Origin of the sequence: Streptococcus oralis (assembly GCF_001579175.1) — a bacterium.
Taxonomy (GTDB): Bacteria; Bacillota; Bacilli; order Lactobacillales; family Streptococcaceae; genus Streptococcus; species Streptococcus oralis_O.
The window spans coordinates 587925-604366 of sequence record NZ_KQ970759.1 but is presented as its reverse complement, the minus strand read 5'-3'; the positions used below and the strand labels follow the sequence as shown (position 1 = coordinate 604366).

20 protein-coding genes and 1 pseudogene are annotated in these 16442 nt (G+C 40.4%); 20 read left to right on the top strand and 1 reads right to left on the bottom strand.

All coding sequences use genetic code 11. The features are described from left to right. Positions 1 to 34 precede the first annotated feature (34 nt). Complete coding sequence (locus SORDD24_RS03030; RefSeq protein WP_061407302.1) at positions 35 to 739, bottom strand: CD20-like domain-containing protein; 705 nt, start codon at positions 737 to 739, stop codon at positions 35 to 37. Between the two features lie 170 nt (positions 740 to 909). Between SORDD24_RS03030 and SORDD24_RS03025 the strand changes: the two genes are divergently transcribed. From SORDD24_RS03025 to SORDD24_RS11605, 20 genes and pseudogenes are all read left to right on the top strand, one after another. After that, on the top strand, positions 910 to 1371 hold the full coding sequence (locus SORDD24_RS03025) for a MarR family winged helix-turn-helix transcriptional regulator (RefSeq protein WP_061407299.1): 462 nt from the start codon (positions 910 to 912) through the stop codon (positions 1369 to 1371). Next, positions 1355 to 3124, top strand: a complete 1770-nt coding sequence (locus SORDD24_RS03020; protein ID WP_061407296.1) for an ABC transporter ATP-binding protein — start codon at positions 1355 to 1357, stop codon at positions 3122 to 3124. The genes SORDD24_RS03025 and SORDD24_RS03020 overlap by 17 nt, the downstream gene beginning before the upstream one ends. Further along, positions 3114 to 4874 carry an ABC transporter ATP-binding protein gene (locus tag SORDD24_RS03015; protein WP_061407293.1) on the top strand — a complete coding sequence of 587 codons (1761 nt, stop codon included), beginning with the start codon at positions 3114 to 3116 and terminating at the stop codon, positions 4872 to 4874. The genes SORDD24_RS03020 and SORDD24_RS03015 overlap by 11 nt, the downstream gene beginning before the upstream one ends. A gap of 96 nt (positions 4875 to 4970) precedes the next feature. Next, positions 4971 to 5474: a phosphatase PAP2 family protein gene (locus SORDD24_RS03010; protein WP_061407290.1), complete on the top strand. Its 504-nt coding sequence runs from the start codon at positions 4971 to 4973 to the stop codon at positions 5472 to 5474. Between the two features lie 113 nt (positions 5475 to 5587). Beyond that, positions 5588 to 6034: a LytTR family DNA-binding domain-containing protein gene (locus SORDD24_RS03005; protein WP_061407287.1), complete on the top strand. Its 447-nt coding sequence runs from the start codon at positions 5588 to 5590 to the stop codon at positions 6032 to 6034. A gap of 5 nt (positions 6035 to 6039) precedes the next feature. Beyond that, entirely contained in the window at positions 6040 to 6714 is a 675-nt protein-coding gene (locus SORDD24_RS03000) for a LiaF transmembrane domain-containing protein (protein WP_061407284.1), read from the top strand. Between the two features lie 169 nt (positions 6715 to 6883). Next, on the top strand, positions 6884 to 7189 hold the full coding sequence (locus SORDD24_RS11275; RefSeq protein WP_061407281.1) for a hypothetical protein: 306 nt from the start codon (positions 6884 to 6886) through the stop codon (positions 7187 to 7189). Further along, a pseudogene (locus SORDD24_RS11610) lies at positions 7182 to 7316 on the top strand (helix-turn-helix transcriptional regulator); the annotation flags it as partial. The gene SORDD24_RS11275 and the pseudogene SORDD24_RS11610, both read left to right, overlap by 8 nt. An 84-nt stretch (positions 7317 to 7400) precedes the next feature. Further along, the gene (locus SORDD24_RS10760) at positions 7401 to 8000 is read left to right on the top strand and encodes a helix-turn-helix domain-containing protein (protein ID WP_081103507.1); all 600 of its coding nucleotides are present in this window, start codon (positions 7401 to 7403) and stop codon (positions 7998 to 8000) included. Between the two features lie 263 nt (positions 8001 to 8263). Next, positions 8264 to 9295 (top strand): replication initiator protein A, encoded by a 1032-nt coding sequence (locus SORDD24_RS02975; RefSeq protein ID WP_061407277.1) that lies wholly within the window; start codon positions 8264 to 8266, stop codon positions 9293 to 9295. Beyond that, positions 9289 to 9444, top strand: a complete 156-nt coding sequence (locus SORDD24_RS11270) for a hypothetical protein (protein WP_000910108.1) — start codon at positions 9289 to 9291, stop codon at positions 9442 to 9444. The genes SORDD24_RS02975 and SORDD24_RS11270 overlap by 7 nt, the downstream gene beginning before the upstream one ends. Positions 9445 to 9460: 16 nt before the next feature. Then, positions 9461 to 9727, top strand: coding sequence for a hypothetical protein (locus SORDD24_RS02970; RefSeq protein ID WP_000522443.1), 267 nt, complete (start codon positions 9461 to 9463; stop codon positions 9725 to 9727). Between the two features lie 23 nt (positions 9728 to 9750). Further along, the gene (locus SORDD24_RS11265; protein WP_000475372.1) at positions 9751 to 9900 is read left to right on the top strand and encodes a hypothetical protein; all 150 of its coding nucleotides are present in this window, start codon (positions 9751 to 9753) and stop codon (positions 9898 to 9900) included. A gap of 2 nt (positions 9901 to 9902) precedes the next feature. Further along, positions 9903 to 10118 carry a helix-turn-helix transcriptional regulator gene (locus SORDD24_RS02965; RefSeq protein WP_061407274.1) on the top strand — a complete coding sequence of 72 codons (216 nt, stop codon included), beginning with the start codon at positions 9903 to 9905 and terminating at the stop codon, positions 10116 to 10118. Between the two features lie 290 nt (positions 10119 to 10408). Beyond that, positions 10409 to 10711 carry a hypothetical protein gene (locus tag SORDD24_RS02960; RefSeq protein WP_061407271.1) on the top strand — a complete coding sequence of 101 codons (303 nt, stop codon included), beginning with the start codon at positions 10409 to 10411 and terminating at the stop codon, positions 10709 to 10711. A 15-nt stretch (positions 10712 to 10726) separates the two neighbouring features. Continuing rightward, a complete protein-coding gene (locus SORDD24_RS02955; protein WP_061407268.1) occupies positions 10727 to 11518 on the top strand; it encodes an LPXTG cell wall anchor domain-containing protein in 792 nt (263 codons plus the stop codon). A 26-nt stretch (positions 11519 to 11544) separates the two neighbouring features. Further along, on the top strand, positions 11545 to 15249 hold the full coding sequence (locus SORDD24_RS02950; protein WP_061407266.1) for an SspB-related isopeptide-forming adhesin: 3705 nt from the start codon (positions 11545 to 11547) through the stop codon (positions 15247 to 15249). An 81-nt stretch (positions 15250 to 15330) separates the two neighbouring features. Further along, positions 15331 to 15768, top strand: coding sequence for a single-stranded DNA-binding protein (locus SORDD24_RS02945; protein WP_061407264.1), 438 nt, complete (start codon positions 15331 to 15333; stop codon positions 15766 to 15768). Positions 15769 to 15928: 160 nt separating this feature from the next. Continuing rightward, positions 15929 to 16174: a hypothetical protein gene (locus SORDD24_RS02940; protein WP_000113750.1), complete on the top strand. Its 246-nt coding sequence runs from the start codon at positions 15929 to 15931 to the stop codon at positions 16172 to 16174. Positions 16175 to 16178: 4 nt separating this feature from the next. Then, on the top strand, positions 16179 to 16442 hold a 264-nt coding region (locus SORDD24_RS11605), incomplete at its 3' end, for a hypothetical protein (RefSeq protein WP_231082669.1).

Sequence of the window (16442 nt, the reverse complement as noted above, 5' to 3'; positions counted from 1 at the left end):
AGACCTACTAGCTGTTCGCTTTTTATATTGGAGCTTAGACTCTGGTTTCAGAATCGTTTTGTTGCTTGCTTTTTCCTAGACCTAGACCGACTGCATGTTTTTGGACGAGCAAGAGTCGCCCATTGTCATCTTTTGCAAAAGTTAGGGTAACCGTCTTAATTTTGTCACCAATGGAGATATAGGTGACTTTTCTCGTATTGTAACCCCCAATAGTGGAGTCAAACTCGGAGTCTGGCAGTCCGTGTTTTTTGATAATATCCTTGTAGTTGGTGCCACCTTTTCCTTTGTTGTCAAGGTCACCTTCGATTAAGTCGTCAAACTCTTTTTGGGTCCAAGTGAAGGAATCCTCTTCCTCCTCTTCAGGGATGAAATCACTGCTATCATCTGTCAAGTCACTTTCTTCTTCGCGTTCCATTGAGGCACTGGCCTCTCTGTAGGAGCGGTTAAATTCCCTGACAAAATCATTGTAGACATTAGCGTACAGTATCTGGGTTGTAAAGAAAAGGACAATAGAAGCAATTGATAGAGCTGTTCCGATAATGGTCATTGTTTTTCGTTTTTTGAGGTTAACGATAAGGCCTATAATCCCTAGGATTAAAGCGACGATGCCGATGAACAACGATGGATAGTTAATAAACGGGATCCAGGATCCTAAAAGTGCGATGGCTCCAAAAATGGTTGCCAAAATCCCTAAAACTTTTTGTTCTTCTGGTTTCATTTGAACGTTTTCTCCCTTCATCGAGTGAATGGATATCAATCCACAGTAGTTAGTGCCTATTATAGAGAAAATAGCTGCTAATGTCAATTCTGACCAAGATAGTTCTCATAGAAACTTTTTTCTTGACATCTTTTCTGAAAATGATAAAATAGTTCTCTTGAGAACTATTTTTTATTTGGGAGGAAGCAGATATGGATAAACCGATTTTGGTCTTTAAACGTTTTGGGCATCAGGTTCACCTCATGGTGCAAAAGGAAGCCAAGCGATGTGGTATTGAATTTATGGGTGGACCGCAAGGGCAGGTTCTGCGTTTTTTAGATCATTGTGAACAAAAAGAGGAACTGGTCCTGATTAAGGATATCGAGCAGGAACTCAATATTACCAAATCTGTTGCTAGTAATTTGGTCAAGCGTATGGTACAAAATGGTTTGGTGGAGTTGGAGACGAGTCCAAGTGATAAACGGGCGAAATTTGTTCATTTGACCGAAAAATCACGCTCTCAAATAAATCAAATCAAATCATTCTTTGATCGAATTGACCGTAGTTTACTTGAAGGCATTTCTGAAGAGAATCTCGCAATCTTTGAAGAAGTCCTTGATAAACTGCAAGCAAATGTAGAAAAAATAGGAGGAGAGAATGAAGAAACTCGCTAAACGTATTACAGGAAAAGAATGGGGCATGATTCTCCTGACTGTTCTCTTTACCTGTTTCTCGGTCTATCTCGAGTTAGAAGTGCCGACTTATATTTCAGAAATTACAGCATTACTTGGAACACCAGGTACGGAGTTGGGAGAGCTTTGGTCACCAGCCCTTAAGATGATGGGCTTGTCACTTTTGGCCTTTCTAACATCCGTAACAGTGGGATTTTTTGCGGCTCGTGTTGCAGCATCCTATACGGCTCATCTACGTAGAGATGTATTTCATCGTGTTTTAGATTTTTCGCAGACAGAAATTAAACGTTTCTCTATTCCTAGTCTCTTGACTCGAACAACCAATGATATTACCCAGGTACAGATGCTCTTTACCATGGGCTTGCAAGTGGTTACTCGTGGTCCGATTATGGCTATCTGGGCCATTGGAAAAATCCTTGGCAAGTCTGAATACTGGCTCTGGGCAGTAGTGGTTGCAGTCATTGTCAACGTCTTGATGACCACTGTTCTCATGACTCTTGCCTTTCCAAAACAATCTGTCATTCAAAAATTGACAGATAAACTCAATAGCATCACCCGTGAAAGTCTGACAGGGATTCGAGTGGTGCGTGCTTATAACGCCGAAGATTATCAAGACAAGAAATTCGAAGAGGCCAATGATGAGGTGACTCGACTCAATCTCTTTGTCAACCGTTTGATGGCCATTATGAATCCCATTATGATGGGGATTTCTAGTGGCTTGAGTTTAGCTATTTACTGGATTGGAGCCTATATCATCAACGATGCTAGCTTGACAGAACGTCTGCCCCTTTTTAGCGATATGGTGGTCTTCATGTCCTATGCCATGCAAGTCGTAATGGGCTTCTTGCTCATGGGTGCTCTCTTTATCGTCCTTCCTCGTACCTTGGTTTCTGCTGGGCGTATCAATCAAGTATTGGATCTGCATTCTTCTATTGAAAATCCTAGTCACCCACAGACGGCAAACCCTTCTGTGAAAGGACAAGTGGAATTCCGTGATGTAACCTTCCGTTACTCTCAAAACTCAGAAGCAGTTGTGGAACATGTTACTTTCAAAGCCGAAGCAGGGCAAACCATTGCTTTTATTGGTTCAACTGGTTCAGGGAAATCGACACTTGTTAATCTCTTGCCTCGTTTTTATGATGTCTCAGCTGGTCAAATCTTAGTCGACGGTGTCAATGTGCAAGATTACGACTTGGAAGATTTGCGCAATAAGGTCGGCTATATTCCACAAAAAGCTGTACTCTTTTCTGGAGATGTCAAGGGGAACTTGGACTTTGGTAAGAGTCAAGAAAGTCCTCTAAGCGAAGCTGCTATGTGGCAAGCCTTGGAATTGGCTCAATCTAAGAACTTTATCGAGGATAAGGAAGCAGGCCTGGCATCAGAAGTAGCCCAAGGTGGAACCAACTTCTCAGGAGGTCAAAGACAGCGTTTGGCCATTGCGCGTGCCTTGGCTCGTAAACCAGAGATTCTCATCTTTGATGACTCTTTCTCAGCCTTGGACTACAAGACAGATCGTGTCCTTCGCCAAGAACTAGCTGAGAAAACAAAATCCATGACCAAGCTCATCGTAGCGCAGCGCATTTCTACCATTATGGATGCAGACTTGATCTTAGTTTTGGATCAAGGTAAAGTCGTGGGACAAGGCACCCACAAGGGACTTCTTGCAACCAACGAAGTCTACCAAGAAATTGCCTACTCACAACTATCGAAGGAGGAATTGGAACATGGAAAATAAAAAAGTTTCGGTCTGGAAACAGTGCAAACCTTATATGGCAGGCCTCCAACTCCCTCTCCTAATAGCAGTTGTGGCTGCAGTCATTTCAAGTATCATTACCGTTTATGGGCCAACTAAGATTAAAGAAATTACTAACTTGATTTCAGATGGCTTGATGACAGAGATTGACCTAGAGGCTGTATCAAGCATTGCTAGCTTTTTGGTTATCCTTTATGTGCTTGGTATTATCCTTAACTATACACAAGCCTATATCTTTTCAACGAGTATCCAACATTTTTCACAACGTTTGCGGAAGGCTATCGCTGAAAAAATCAATCGCTTGCCTCTAGGCTATTTTGACCGTCATTCTCAAGGGGATACCCTTTCGCGCGTGACCAATGATGTGGATACAGCAGCTCAGTCTCTTAACCAAAGTCTAGGGACAGTTCTTTCAGCTAGTTTCTTGTTGATTGCTGTTTTGATTACCATGTTTGGCATGAACTGGATTTTGGCACTGGTAACCGTTGTTTCAACTCTTATCGGTTTCGTTTTCGTGACCGTCTTTATGGGCAAGTCACAGGGCTTTTTTAAGAGTCAGCAACAGGATTTGGCAGCCGTCAATGGCTATGTGGAGGAAATGTACTCTGGCCATAATGTGGTGACCAGTTACAATGCTATCGAGAGCACTAAAGAAGAATTTGCGAAATTAAATCATCGCCTATATGACAGTATTTGGAAATCTCAGTTTATTTCAGGAATTATGATGCCAATCATGATATTCATTGGAAACTTTAGCTACGTCTTAGTGATTATCGTTGGTGCAGCCTTGGCATTGAATGGGCACATCAGTATCGGGATTATCGTTGCCTTTATGGCTTACGTGCGTATCTTTTCTCAACCCCTTTCTCAAATTGCCCAAGGAATTACCAGTCTTCAACAGGCTAGTGCAGCTATGGGACGTGTCTTCGAATTTCTAGATGAAGAGGAAATGGCAGATGAATCTCATAAGGAAAGACAATTAACCAACATGAAAGGTGAAGTGGTCTTTGATCAGGTGTCATTTGGCTATACACCAGAACGCACCATCATCCATGACTTCTCTGCGACAGCTCATGCTGGTCAAAAGGTTGCCATTGTTGGGCCGACTGGGGCTGGTAAGACAACCATTGTCAATTTTTTGATGAAGTTCTATGAAATTGATAAGGGAAGTATCCGTATCGATGGTGTGGATACCAAGGACATGAAGCGCTCAGAAGTACATGATGCCTTTTCAATGGTCTTGCAAGATACTTGGCTCTTTGAAGGAACCATTCGAGAAAATCTCATCTACAATCAGACAGACATCAGTGATGAACGAATGATGGAAGCCAGCAAGGCTGTGGGAATCCACCACTTTATCATGACCTTGCCAGATGGTTACGATACTGTTTTGGATGATACAGTGACCTTGTCTGTTGGACAGAAACAGCTCTTGACCATCGCTCGTGCCTTGCTCAAGGACGCGCCACTCTTGATTTTGGATGAGGCGACTTCTTCTGTTGATACACGGACAGAGGAATTGATCCAAAAAGCCATGGACCGTTTGATGGAGGGTCGAACTTCCTTTGTTATTGCCCACCGCTTGTCAACCATTCGAAATGCAGACTTGATCTTGGTCATGAAAGATGGCAATATCATCGAGCAAGGGAATCATGATGATCTGATGGCCCAAGCTGGCTTCTACGCTGACTTGTACAATAGTCAATTTACAGAAGACGAAGCAGAAGAATAAATCAAAAGAAGGCTTGACGGCCTTCTTTTTCTGCACTATACTAGAAGACAAGCGCCTCACCTAGAGGTAAAAATAAAACGATAATGAGAAGTATACATGAAAAATTATCAAGAATGGTATAGCAACCTTAGCTCCAAACTAACTAGCCATCCCACCCTTTTATTTCTATTGCTTAGTTTCAATCGGTTGATGACAGTAGCTATGCCCCTGGTCTATCTGACCTTGCTAGTCACTACTTACCTGCAGCTAGGACTTGGTCAGCAAGTCGGGGTCTATTTGCTTGTCCCCGCTACAGGTTTTGTGATCTTGTCCCTGTTTCGTAAGAAAATCAATCACCCACGCCCCTACGAAACTTGGGACATTGACCCCTTGCTTGACAAGGATAGTTCGGGACAGTCTATGCCTAGTCGCCATGTCTTTTCGGCAACTATCATCTCCATGGCCTGTCTGCATGCTAGTCTACCTGTTGGCTTAGCATGCTTGCTCTTTTCAGCTTTTCTGGGCTTGGTGAGGGTTTTAGGTGGTGTTCATTATCCCAAGGATGTCTTGGTTGGCTATGCTTGTGGTCTGGTGTGGGGATTCCTTTTCTTCTTATTTTGACATGTAAGTTAAGCTAGTCCTACAACCACTTACTGCTTCAAATTGACCACTTGCTTTTTTGCCCTTGTATTCCTAACTTAGCTTTGATATAGTAGAGTCAGAAAGGAGATGTGATGAAGTTACGAATTGAGATTGATGGCAATTTAGAGGAGACTGAAATTGTCATCAATACCCCCACTTTGACAGATGAAATTGCGGACTTGCAACGACACTTGCAAGAAACCAAGGCTCCTAGGTTGATCTTTTATAAGGGGACGGGTGAGTACTACTTAGACTTGGCAGAAATTCTCTTTTTTGAGACAGAAGGTAGCAAGATTTACGCCCACACCCAGAAAGAAGCCTACGAGGTTCGACTCAAGCTTTATGAGTTAGAGTCTATCCTGCCCCGCTATTTTAGCCGAGTATCCAAGTCGACTATAGCAAACATCCGTCAGATTTACTCAGTGGACAAGTCCTTTTCAGGAACGGGCACCATTTCCTTTTATCAGACGCACAAGGAGGTTCATGTCTCACGACATTACCAATCCCTCCTAAAAGAAAATCTAAGAAACATGAGGTAAAAAACATGAAAAAGAAAGCATTTGGTATTGTTTTATTGGTTTTAGCAGCTTGGATCTTGCTGCAAGGGAATTTTGGAATTCCTTCTTTGGATGGTAAAATATGGCCTTTGATTGGTATCGCCTTTTTTGCTTACCAATCAGTTGAAGCTTTGCTTCGTCGTCATCTAACATCAGCAGTTTTTACCGCTCTAGTAGCCTTAATGATTGCGAATCATTTTTATAACATTTTTCCTATTCCAAACCAGTCTTTGTTTTGGGCTAGTATCTTAGCAGTGCTAGGAGTTGGCTATCTGACGCATTCAAGTAAGTTTTGGTACGGCAAAAAATGGTGGTACAACAGTGAGCGAACAGTCGTCACAGATAAGGAAGTCGCTTTTGGCAGTGGAACCTTCTATAAACAAGATCAAGATCTTGTAGATGACCAAGTGGAAGTGGCTTTTGGGGATGCTAAAATCTACTATGATAACGCAGAGATGTTAGGTGATTTTGCTACTCTGAATATCGAAGTGGCTTTTGGTAATGCAACCGTCTATGTTCCACAACACTGGCGTGTCGATTTGAAAGTAGAAACCTCCTTTGGTGCAGCTAAGGCGGACGCTCCTCTAGCACCAACTAGTAAAACCCTGATTATCCGTGGAGAAGTGGCCTTTGGTAAACTTGGAGTTGTTTACGTTAAATAAAAAAAGTCTCCGGTAAGTGTCTAGAGTTTTGGGAAAATGAAAAATTAAATATCATATATCTTGAGAGAGCGAGAAATCGCTCTCTTTTTTCGTTGCAAAAATTAAAGAAAGGAGAAAAAATGTCAGATAATCCAGAATTGATGGGATATGTGTAGAAAGGAAATAAGGAATGTTTAGCAAGAAAGTATTGGTGGCATGCTATATTTATAGCTTTGATTATTCAAAAGAGTCATTAGAACTTAATGAACTGATGTTTAGGAGTGTCCCAGTAAAAAAACGATGGGGAAAGTATTTTTTACTTAGTCTTAGTGATCGTGAAGATTTCGGTTTATCTGTATCGAAAAATGATCTTGAGAAAGTCTTGAATAAAGGTTGTTATCATGTCGTATTTTTTGAAAATCATTCTAGACAAAACCCGTTTAAAGCTTGGAGGTTATTCAATAAATACTACAGAATGAGGAATCCAGATGTCTAATAGGCTTAAAAAACTAAGAAGAGAAAAAGAACTGACTCAAGCTGACTTGGCAAAAGTTTTGAATACTAACCAGTCTCAGTACGGAAAATACGAAAATGGAAAAACAAATCTTAGTTTAGAAAATGCTCAGATTTTATCAGAATATTTTGGAGTAACACTTTCATATTTACTAGGCCTAGATGATGATTCTGGTACTGATGGAAGCAGAAAGATGAAGTTGAGTAAGTTAGATCCATTTGAAAAAACTCCAAATCGAATTGGAGAATTAATTAATAGCAGTGATAAGAGCTTGAAACAAATAAGTCAGGAGATAAATATAAATTATGAAACTTTATCAGCGTACAAAAGGCAACTTAGACGCCCCAAAAAAGAAAATGCAAAAATTCTAGCAGAATATTTTGGAGTATCTATTCCTTACTTACTAGGGCTTGATGATGATTCTTGTATTGATGGAAGCAAAAATATGACTCCATTTCAAACACTTGTTAAAAACAGTAAATTATCTCTTAAAGAAATAAGTGAGGCTACAGGTATAGGCTACTCTACTCTCGGAAATTACAATCAAGGGAGTAGAAGTCCAAATGCTAAAAATGCGCAAATTCTATCAGAATACTTCGGGGTGTCTATCCCATATCTTCTCGGTTATGAAGAGAACTTTACGGCTAATAAACCAAACGCAACAATATCGATAGAGTTAGTTAAAGAACTTTCTTTTATCAGTGAAAAAAAGTCAAAACTCCTACAGGAATACATAGAACTTGATAAAAAGGAAAGAGATATTATCAAACAGATAAAGGAAATAGTTCGATAATTTATTGATTGTCCCTTTAAAATAGAATTTCTCATTATACATTATGATATAGCTGTGAATAAATCGCCATTAGCTGGTGATAAGAAAGGATAACCCAATGACAAGACAAGCGCAACAATCACGTGACCTAGTATTGAAAGAAATTATGAAGTCACAAAATATGACAAGAACGAGAGCACATTTAATTTTGAAAGAGCTAGAGGAACTTGGTTTGTTTCAGTTTTCTGACACTGGTCAGTTTTTGTTGAAAGTAGGTGTTTAGTATGAAGCGAATTTCTGCAAGACAAGTTCAATCAAGTGAAAGATTTTATAGAATACCAAAAATATTTGTTGAATCACCACTTTATAAACCGATGAGTACAGATGCTAAATTCACATACGCTATCTTGAAAGACCGTTTTGAACTATCTCTTAGAAATAACTGGATTGATAAAAATGGAGATGTCTATCTGATTTATACAATTACTGAACTTCAAGAAATTTTAGGCTATGGTAATAAAAAAGTTATTAAACTAAAAAAAGAGCTCCAGGAATATGGCCTCTTAGAAGAGGTTCGACAAGGTTTGAATAAGCCTAATCTACTGTACTTGGGCAATATTGACTATCAAGTTCTCCCTGCTGAAGAAATTCACTCCAACCCATCGGCAACGGCGGAAATGTCAAAACGACACTTCCAAAAAAATCAAGGAAATGTTAGAACGACATGTCAAAAAATTTCGAAACGACACGCTAATGATACTGAGAATAACGAGACTGAATTATCTAACGATACTAATCGATACGATTGCGAGTCATCTTTATCTGATTTATCAATCTCTGAAGCGTTTAGAATGGGGCAACATGGTTTCCTTTCTCCTACTCTAGTTCAGAAACTCAGTTTGTTTGGAAAAGATGCAAAAATTCTTGAAAATAAAATCTATCAATCGAAACGTCAAGTTGAGAAGAATTACAACAACCTCTTAGCTGATCAGGAAATTTATGGAGAGGTTTGGCTGCAAGATCTTGAACGTGAGCTTGATAAATTGATTTTCAAAATTAAAACAGGAGAGGCTGAAGGAAAATCAATCCAGAATGTCCCAGCCTACTTCTACAAAATGATGATTCGCTTCTGGAAAATGGCACTGCTTATCGAAAAAGAAAATGGTTTCCTGGAGCTATCGGGACAAAGTGAGCACGCTAGAAAATTCCCTGATGAGTGCCCTAGTCTGATTGCATACTATTATCCAGATAAACTGTCGGAGACGAAACTCAATAGCTATTTATCAGAATTGTCTAAAGGAGTTGAAACATGTTAAAAGATGAATTTAGACCAATTGATGGTAAAGTGCTAACGATCGGTCGTAGCCCGAAGGAGAAAATCTACATGATTCCTAAAGCTGTTTTTGATTTACCGAAAAAAGAAAGAGATGAGAAACTCAGACAAATTTTCTTATCATGGCAATAGAAAGAGGATTGATTTAATGGGATTGTTTAATAACCAAGAGAGAATGTACAGAGGGCAAGCTATGAAAGCTACACCTTCCCAACCAGTTCAAGAGATTGAAATGATTGTAGAGTATTTTGATAAAACGGTAGACAGTATTTCCGTCACTTCCAACTTAGAGGAACTAGAAAAATTGGTATCAAGTTCATTTGGAACAGGAGCGAGTATGAATTTTCCATCAGCGACTCCGCCGTTTGCTATCAATCCTCGATGGGTGAAGAAGATAACTTATCGGACAAAATAAAGAACAATATCAGGAGGATAGTAATGTTTAAGCTAGGGTTAATGATTATATTCGTCATCGGTTTATTATTGCTCTTTGGTTGTACTATTGGCAAAGTTATAAAGGAAGTGGATAATGCTTCTTTGCTGGATGATGAAATACTATCAAGTCCAAACGATGAAGGAGACAAGTAGATGTGAGGAAACAAACACAAAATCGTATTAAAGAATTACGAAAGCAGTCTAGACTGTCTCAGCAAGCCTTAGCTGATCAGATAGGAGTATTTCGTAACACCATATCGAACTGGGAAACAGGATATAGTCAGATAAGTCTTGAAAATGCTAAAAAAGTAGCAGAATACTTTGAGGTAACTATTGACTACCTGTTAGGATCAGAATCGGACCAAACCTAGTACAGATAGATTTATATTGACCGAAAAGTCATTAAACTATAGACCTTTGAAAACTGAATACAAGGCTTGCCCTGATGCAGCGTGGCTATGGATAAAAAAGAAACGGGGGCGAGTAGCAAACTAGAAAAGGATATCTAGTCCAGCCACAGAACGAAAAAGCATGACAATGGTCATAAGCTGAAGGAGTAAGGGTTCCTAGACTATAAACCCAGCGTATGAAATACCGATGTAAAAATACGTTTTTACACAGCACAGCGTAATTTTCGCCTTTCAACTTCAAGGAGAAATCTATGACAGATGAAATAACAGTCCGCCTAAAGGACTTAAAAAACTTAGGAAAACAAGGAGGTGCGACAGCTCGCTTAGAGGACGGCACAGACCTTATTCTGAAGCCAGACTATGCAGTCAAACGGGCTAGAGGATACGTAGACGGTCTTTTAAGGGATGTTGAATTTCATTTGCCTTATAAAAAGGTTTATGATCAAATTCGCACTATTAAGAGAGATGCTCAAGTTATAGCTCGAAAAGTTAAGACACCATCAGGAATGGAACTTCGTTTAACTGGAAAAGGTTATAACCCGAAAAATAAATAAAGAAAAGGAAAAATCATGAACAAAAAACAAGTATTAGCTACACTAGCACTATCAACAATCGCACTAGCACAAGCTGGTTATGTATCAGCAGACGAACTTGCACCCATTGATTCTTCTGCTCCAACAACAGAAGTAGTTACGCCAACAGCACCTAGCGCTTCAACAGAGGCTCCAGCAGTTCAGCCAACAGAGCCTTCAGTTACTCCAGTTGACCCAACAACACCTTCAGACAAGCCACAAGGCAAGGACAACGCTGAGAATCTTGACGGTGTACCAAATGATAAGCCAGTAACACCAGACCAACCAGCACCTTCAGACAAGCCACAAGGCAAGGACAACGCTGAGAACCTCGACGGTGTACCAAATGATAAACCAGCAACACCAGATCAGTCAGCACCTTCAGATAAGCCACAAGGCAAAGATAACGCTGAAAGTCTTGACGGTGTCCCAGCTGAAAAGCCAAAAACAACAGATGAGGCAAATGAGCAAGGGAAATCTCAAATTGGAACAACATCTACATCGACTGGACAGGTTGTCCATGATGTAACCAAAGAGCCCGTTGAAACAAATACTGGTGCGTCTATTGTTAGCACCCAAAACGGAAACGTAGTCCTTTCAGATGGTTCTGTAGTGGCTCCTGAAGAGGTCGGAGGTACTGTCAATGAAGATAAGACTATCTCTGTTACTGATTCAGAAGGCAAACTCAAAACACTTCCAAACACTGGGGCTGCAGAAAGCATTCTGGGTGCTATTGGGGCTATGTTGTTGACAGCAGTCAGCTACGTCTACAAGAAGAAAATGTTTTAAGGTGAAATGGAAAGGGAAACAATTAAATGACAGAAAAAACACAAGGACACGGATATTTCCGTAAGAAAAAATGGGCTAAAGGCTTAGTATCAGGAATTGCAGTTGCAGGTATTGTAGCCTTCTCTGCAGGTTCTGTATTGGCGGATGAAGCAGTACAGCCTGAAAGCAAAAACGACAACAACGCATACGCTACACAAGCTGGTAAAACAACAGGAAGCCAGTCTGTAGCGATTGATAATGGCGCAGTCACAAAGGCAGCTGACAAGGCTAAAAAAGCTGGAGTAGTTGTATCTGAAACACCAAGCATTGATAAGGGGACAGATACCACTGCTCCAAAACTTGAACAGTCTAAGTCTGAGATTAAACAAGATCAGGATAAACAAGTTCAGGAACTTGAAGCCACAACTACAAAACAAGTTCAAAACAACGAAGCTTTCAAGGAAGCACAGGAAGCTATTCACGCTAACAATCAATTTGTAGCTGATGAAAAAGCCAAGCATGAAGGGGCAACAACTGTCACAGTGACGAATGACGGTTCGACTGCCACAGATGGGACAGCAGACCAAAACAAGAAAGCTACTCAAACAGCTAAACAGGTCTTGTCAGAGAACCAACAAGCTGTCTCAACCTACCTGGAAGAAAAAGGGAAGTACGAAGCTACTGTCAAACAAGCTACTGCTCTAAACAAAGCGGTAGAAAGCGCATTTGAACAGCTGAAGAAAGAAAAGGTTGACGTTAAAGTTGTTACACGTACAGTCTCTTCAGTCGCAGAAGTAGAAGCGCTACAAAAGCAAAATGAACAAGCTATTGCGACCGCAAAAGGAAAAGTTGAGCTCAACAAGGCTCTTCTTGCTGCCTACTCAGAAAGCCAAACTGCTAGTCAAGAAGTCAATCAGGATGCTGATCGCAAATCAACTGAACTAAAAAACTCTGGTGTACTTTTAACCTCTAAAACACAGGAAGTTTCTTCAGCTGATGAAGCGAAGCAAATTGGGAAACAAAACCAAGCAGCTTATGATCAAGCTAAGCAGGCTCAAGCGGACTGGCAGAAGAAGTACGATGAGCTTCGAGCTAAGACAAGCACGGAAGGCTACACAAAAGAAGTAGTCTTGCAAGCCCTTAGCGTTGCGACAGCAAATCCTGAAGCAACAGTAGAGTCCTCTGCTCCAGGAGCGCAGGTAACTACTAAAGATTACATCGCTTCATCAAATGGAACATCAGGCTATACTCGTGTTCTTGACTCGACTAAAGTCTTGAAATACAAGGATGTTGGCACTGGATGGAAAACAGAAGTTGACTACACTAATCTGAAAGGTTTGACTGTTTCAACTGCAGATGGTAAAAAGCATGATATTTCTCGTATCCATCGAAAATTCGAGATTCTTAATCAAGGTAAAACGGGCCTAAATGATGTATATGTTCTAAATGACCCGACTGAGGGCTTTGTAGTAGCTCGTAATGATGGAGCTGGTGGAGCAGCAGACTACATGAATTTCTTGGTTACGGATACCTACTACTACAATGTGGATGGGAAAGAAGTAGCCTTCCAAGCAAGTGAAAAGACTCCTGCAACCCTAACCTATTCCTCACTCAATCACAATCGTATTGGTTGGGAAGGTGCGAAAGCCATTAACGGAACTCATGTTGAAATTAACGGATCCACTGTTACAGAAAACAAAGATTACGGTTATGTTTACGCTGAAGAGTACAACCGCCAAGAAGATGTAGGGCATCTTTGGGATACATCTGACTCACCTTACCAATACAAGGGTGCTGCTCTTGGTGTCTTTAAGGAAGGGACAGCCTTCACAACCGAATTTATTCAATGGGATGGACCAGAAAGTCCAAATGGCCAAACCTATTGGTTCGCTTTGAATACGAAGGTTGTAACTCCAGTTGTTGAAGTTCCAGCTACTGCAACTATCACAAAAACAACCGTGAAACCTGTCAAAACGAAACCAATCGATGCTAACCTGGTCAATGCGAAAAATCCAGCCAAACCAACTTTGGCGCTTAGAACCGTTTCTGAAACTAAAAATCAGAAATTGTCTGCAAGCTATCACGGCTATAAATTGCAGTATAAGCCAGTTGTCAGCAAATCTGTAGCAGATACAGACAAGACTAACACAGATGGGCAAACAGTAGCTAAAAACGCTACTCAGACCTATACATTGACCCATGAAAATATCTATGCGAACCTTAAAAAAGGGGACAAGATTACCATCATTGATCCACTCGAAGCTGGAGCAGTTCCTGATGTAGCTGTTACAAAGGCAGCTGCAGAGAAAGTAGGATGGGGCATTGCTTACGATGCAGGAAAGAATACTTACACCTTTACTGCAATTTACGAAGGGAAACGCTTAGAAGCTCCTGTGATTACTTGGAAGCCAATCTATGATAAAGGTTTCTATGATAACACCTATAAAGTGTTAGTGAATAACTACGAGGTGTACTCAAACACTGTTACGAACTACACACCGAAACCACCAAAACCAGTTAAAGCGGTTCTAGATCGTGCTGGTAAGGATATCAATGGTGCGACAACATTTGATCGCAACGTGACCTTCCGCTTGATGACAGATTACAGCCCATATACCAAAACTCTTGCTTCAGCGCAAGCACTTGGTAAGAAGTTTGGAATCCTGGATGATGTTCAAGACAAAGCCTTCACAGTTGACCACAGCAAGATCAAGATGACTGCTGCAGGTAAAGACGTGAAAAACATGTTTGACATGTATCACGTGCTTTCAGACAAAGGACGTACAGATGCTATCAATAAGATTCTAAAGGAATTGAACTTGAATCCTAAAGGTGAGTTTTATCTTTGGATAGCAAAAGATTCCAAGAGTTTCTATCAAAACTACGTGAAACCAAATAAAAACGTGACGATTGATCTCCCAGCTAAGCTCCTGGTTAAAGCAGGGGAGAAAGTCGAAAACGATCTTAAACAAATCGACTTTGGAAATAGCTATATTTCTAACTTGGTGACTATTCAAGTTCCTGATGTGAGTCCAGAGAAACATGCCCTGGATCAAAAGGATAATAAAAAAGTTTTGGATGGTCAAGAAGTACAGATTGGCCAATACATCCGCTATCTACTTGACGGTGTAACCGTGCCTACTAAACACGATAGCCTCTTCCAATATGATGGTAGTGACCAGTTGGATGTGGTTCATGATCGATTCACAGGTAAGTGGTCAGGGATTTTCAAAGGGACAGAGTACACAGCTGAGAAAGACTTGGTTCTTCCTTATGACGTTGTTCTGAAGGATGGTAAAGTAGTCAAAGCTGGTGATCATCTCGCTAAAGGTACAACTTATGCCTTCTTGTTTGAAGTGAACCAAGATACGGATCCTAACTTCCTTAAGAAAATTGTGACCGTTAAATGGAACGAAAAGGAAGGCAAATGGTCGTATGTTATTAACCAGGACTTCTTAAACTCATTAGGTGTAAAAGGCACGTTCGATGCAGACTTCTATCTAGAAGTCGAACGAATCTCAGCTGGTAAGGTTGAGAATACCTTTATCAATACAGTCAATTTACAAGAGATGACGGCTAAAGTGACAACCACAACGCCAGAACCTCCAAAACCAGAGCCTAAAGAACCACACAAGCCACAACCGCAGCCATCACTTCCAAACACTGGAACATCAGAAAGCATGCTTCCAGTTGTAGGAATGATTTTGGGATTGTTGAGTCTTGTAGGTCTTCGTAAGTCGAAAGAAAACTAAATTGACGAACTAAAACGAAACGAAAGGATGACCACAAGCTGGGGTATAACTCTCTTGTGGTCTTTATTGAAAGGAGAAAAAATGCAAGTATTTATTGCTACTGGACGTGTTGCATTCATCCCAAGCGATGCAGTAGATCAAACTCAAAATGGTCATGCCAGTTTCAAATTTGAGTTTGTTTGTGATTCGAGTATGACTGATGATACAAATAAACCAATCCCTAGTTTCTTCCATGTACAAGTATACGGAAAACAAGCGGAATTGATGGCTCAGAGCCTATCTAAAGGCTCTCCAATCCTCTTAAAAGGAGAAATTATCCAACGACCTTATGATGATGAACAAGGTCAGCGTCGGACGTATCAGTTTATTTCCCCAAATCAACAAGGAGGAATTACTTTCCTTGAAAATAGGGAAGCATCTAACCGACGTAAGCAGGAACAACAGGGCTTTTCTCAGCCGATACCAAGTTCTATTCCTCCATCTTATCCTGAACCAATGGATGTAGAATCCCCATTCTAAAGGGATTGAAAGCATACAAGAACACTTGTGTGCTTTTTTTGTTGTACAAAAAGTTATATAACTTATGATATAACAATATCTTTTGTCCCTTTAACAAAGAATTTGATATTATCCCTTAGAATAGAGGGGAATTAAGAAATAATAAGAAAGGAGTGCAACAATGGCAAGACAAAAATACAATTATCTGTCTGATGAATTGATTGCAGAATCTCTTCAGGTGACCAATTACTTAGAACAAAGTCGATCTAGTCGATTGAATGTTCTTCAGTTGGATGGGGAGAAATGGTTAGAAAATTACTTTAACCGTTATGAGAAAGCCTCTCCAAGGCTACAGTTTCACATATTTCTCTTTTCGAGCTTCTATACTCGAAAAATGGAATGGTTCTTGGAAGGTGTAAGGGGGTAGTCGTTTGTTTGAGTTATTTGAAGTAGTATTTTATACCCTTATCCAACTGATTCGAGCCAGTTGGCTCAATACCTTCCTTTTTCTAGGGGTAGCAGGTTATTACCTATTCAAACTCTTCCAGCCGTATTTTTTAAGAAGCTATCAAAGGTTATTAGCAGGAAAGAGTAGTCTAAGGCAAGCAATAAAAAGAGGTTGGAAAAATCGTAAAGGAATTGATTGGAAACAAGTATGGTTCAAATCAGTTAGAGGGCTGCTCAATGGAATGAAG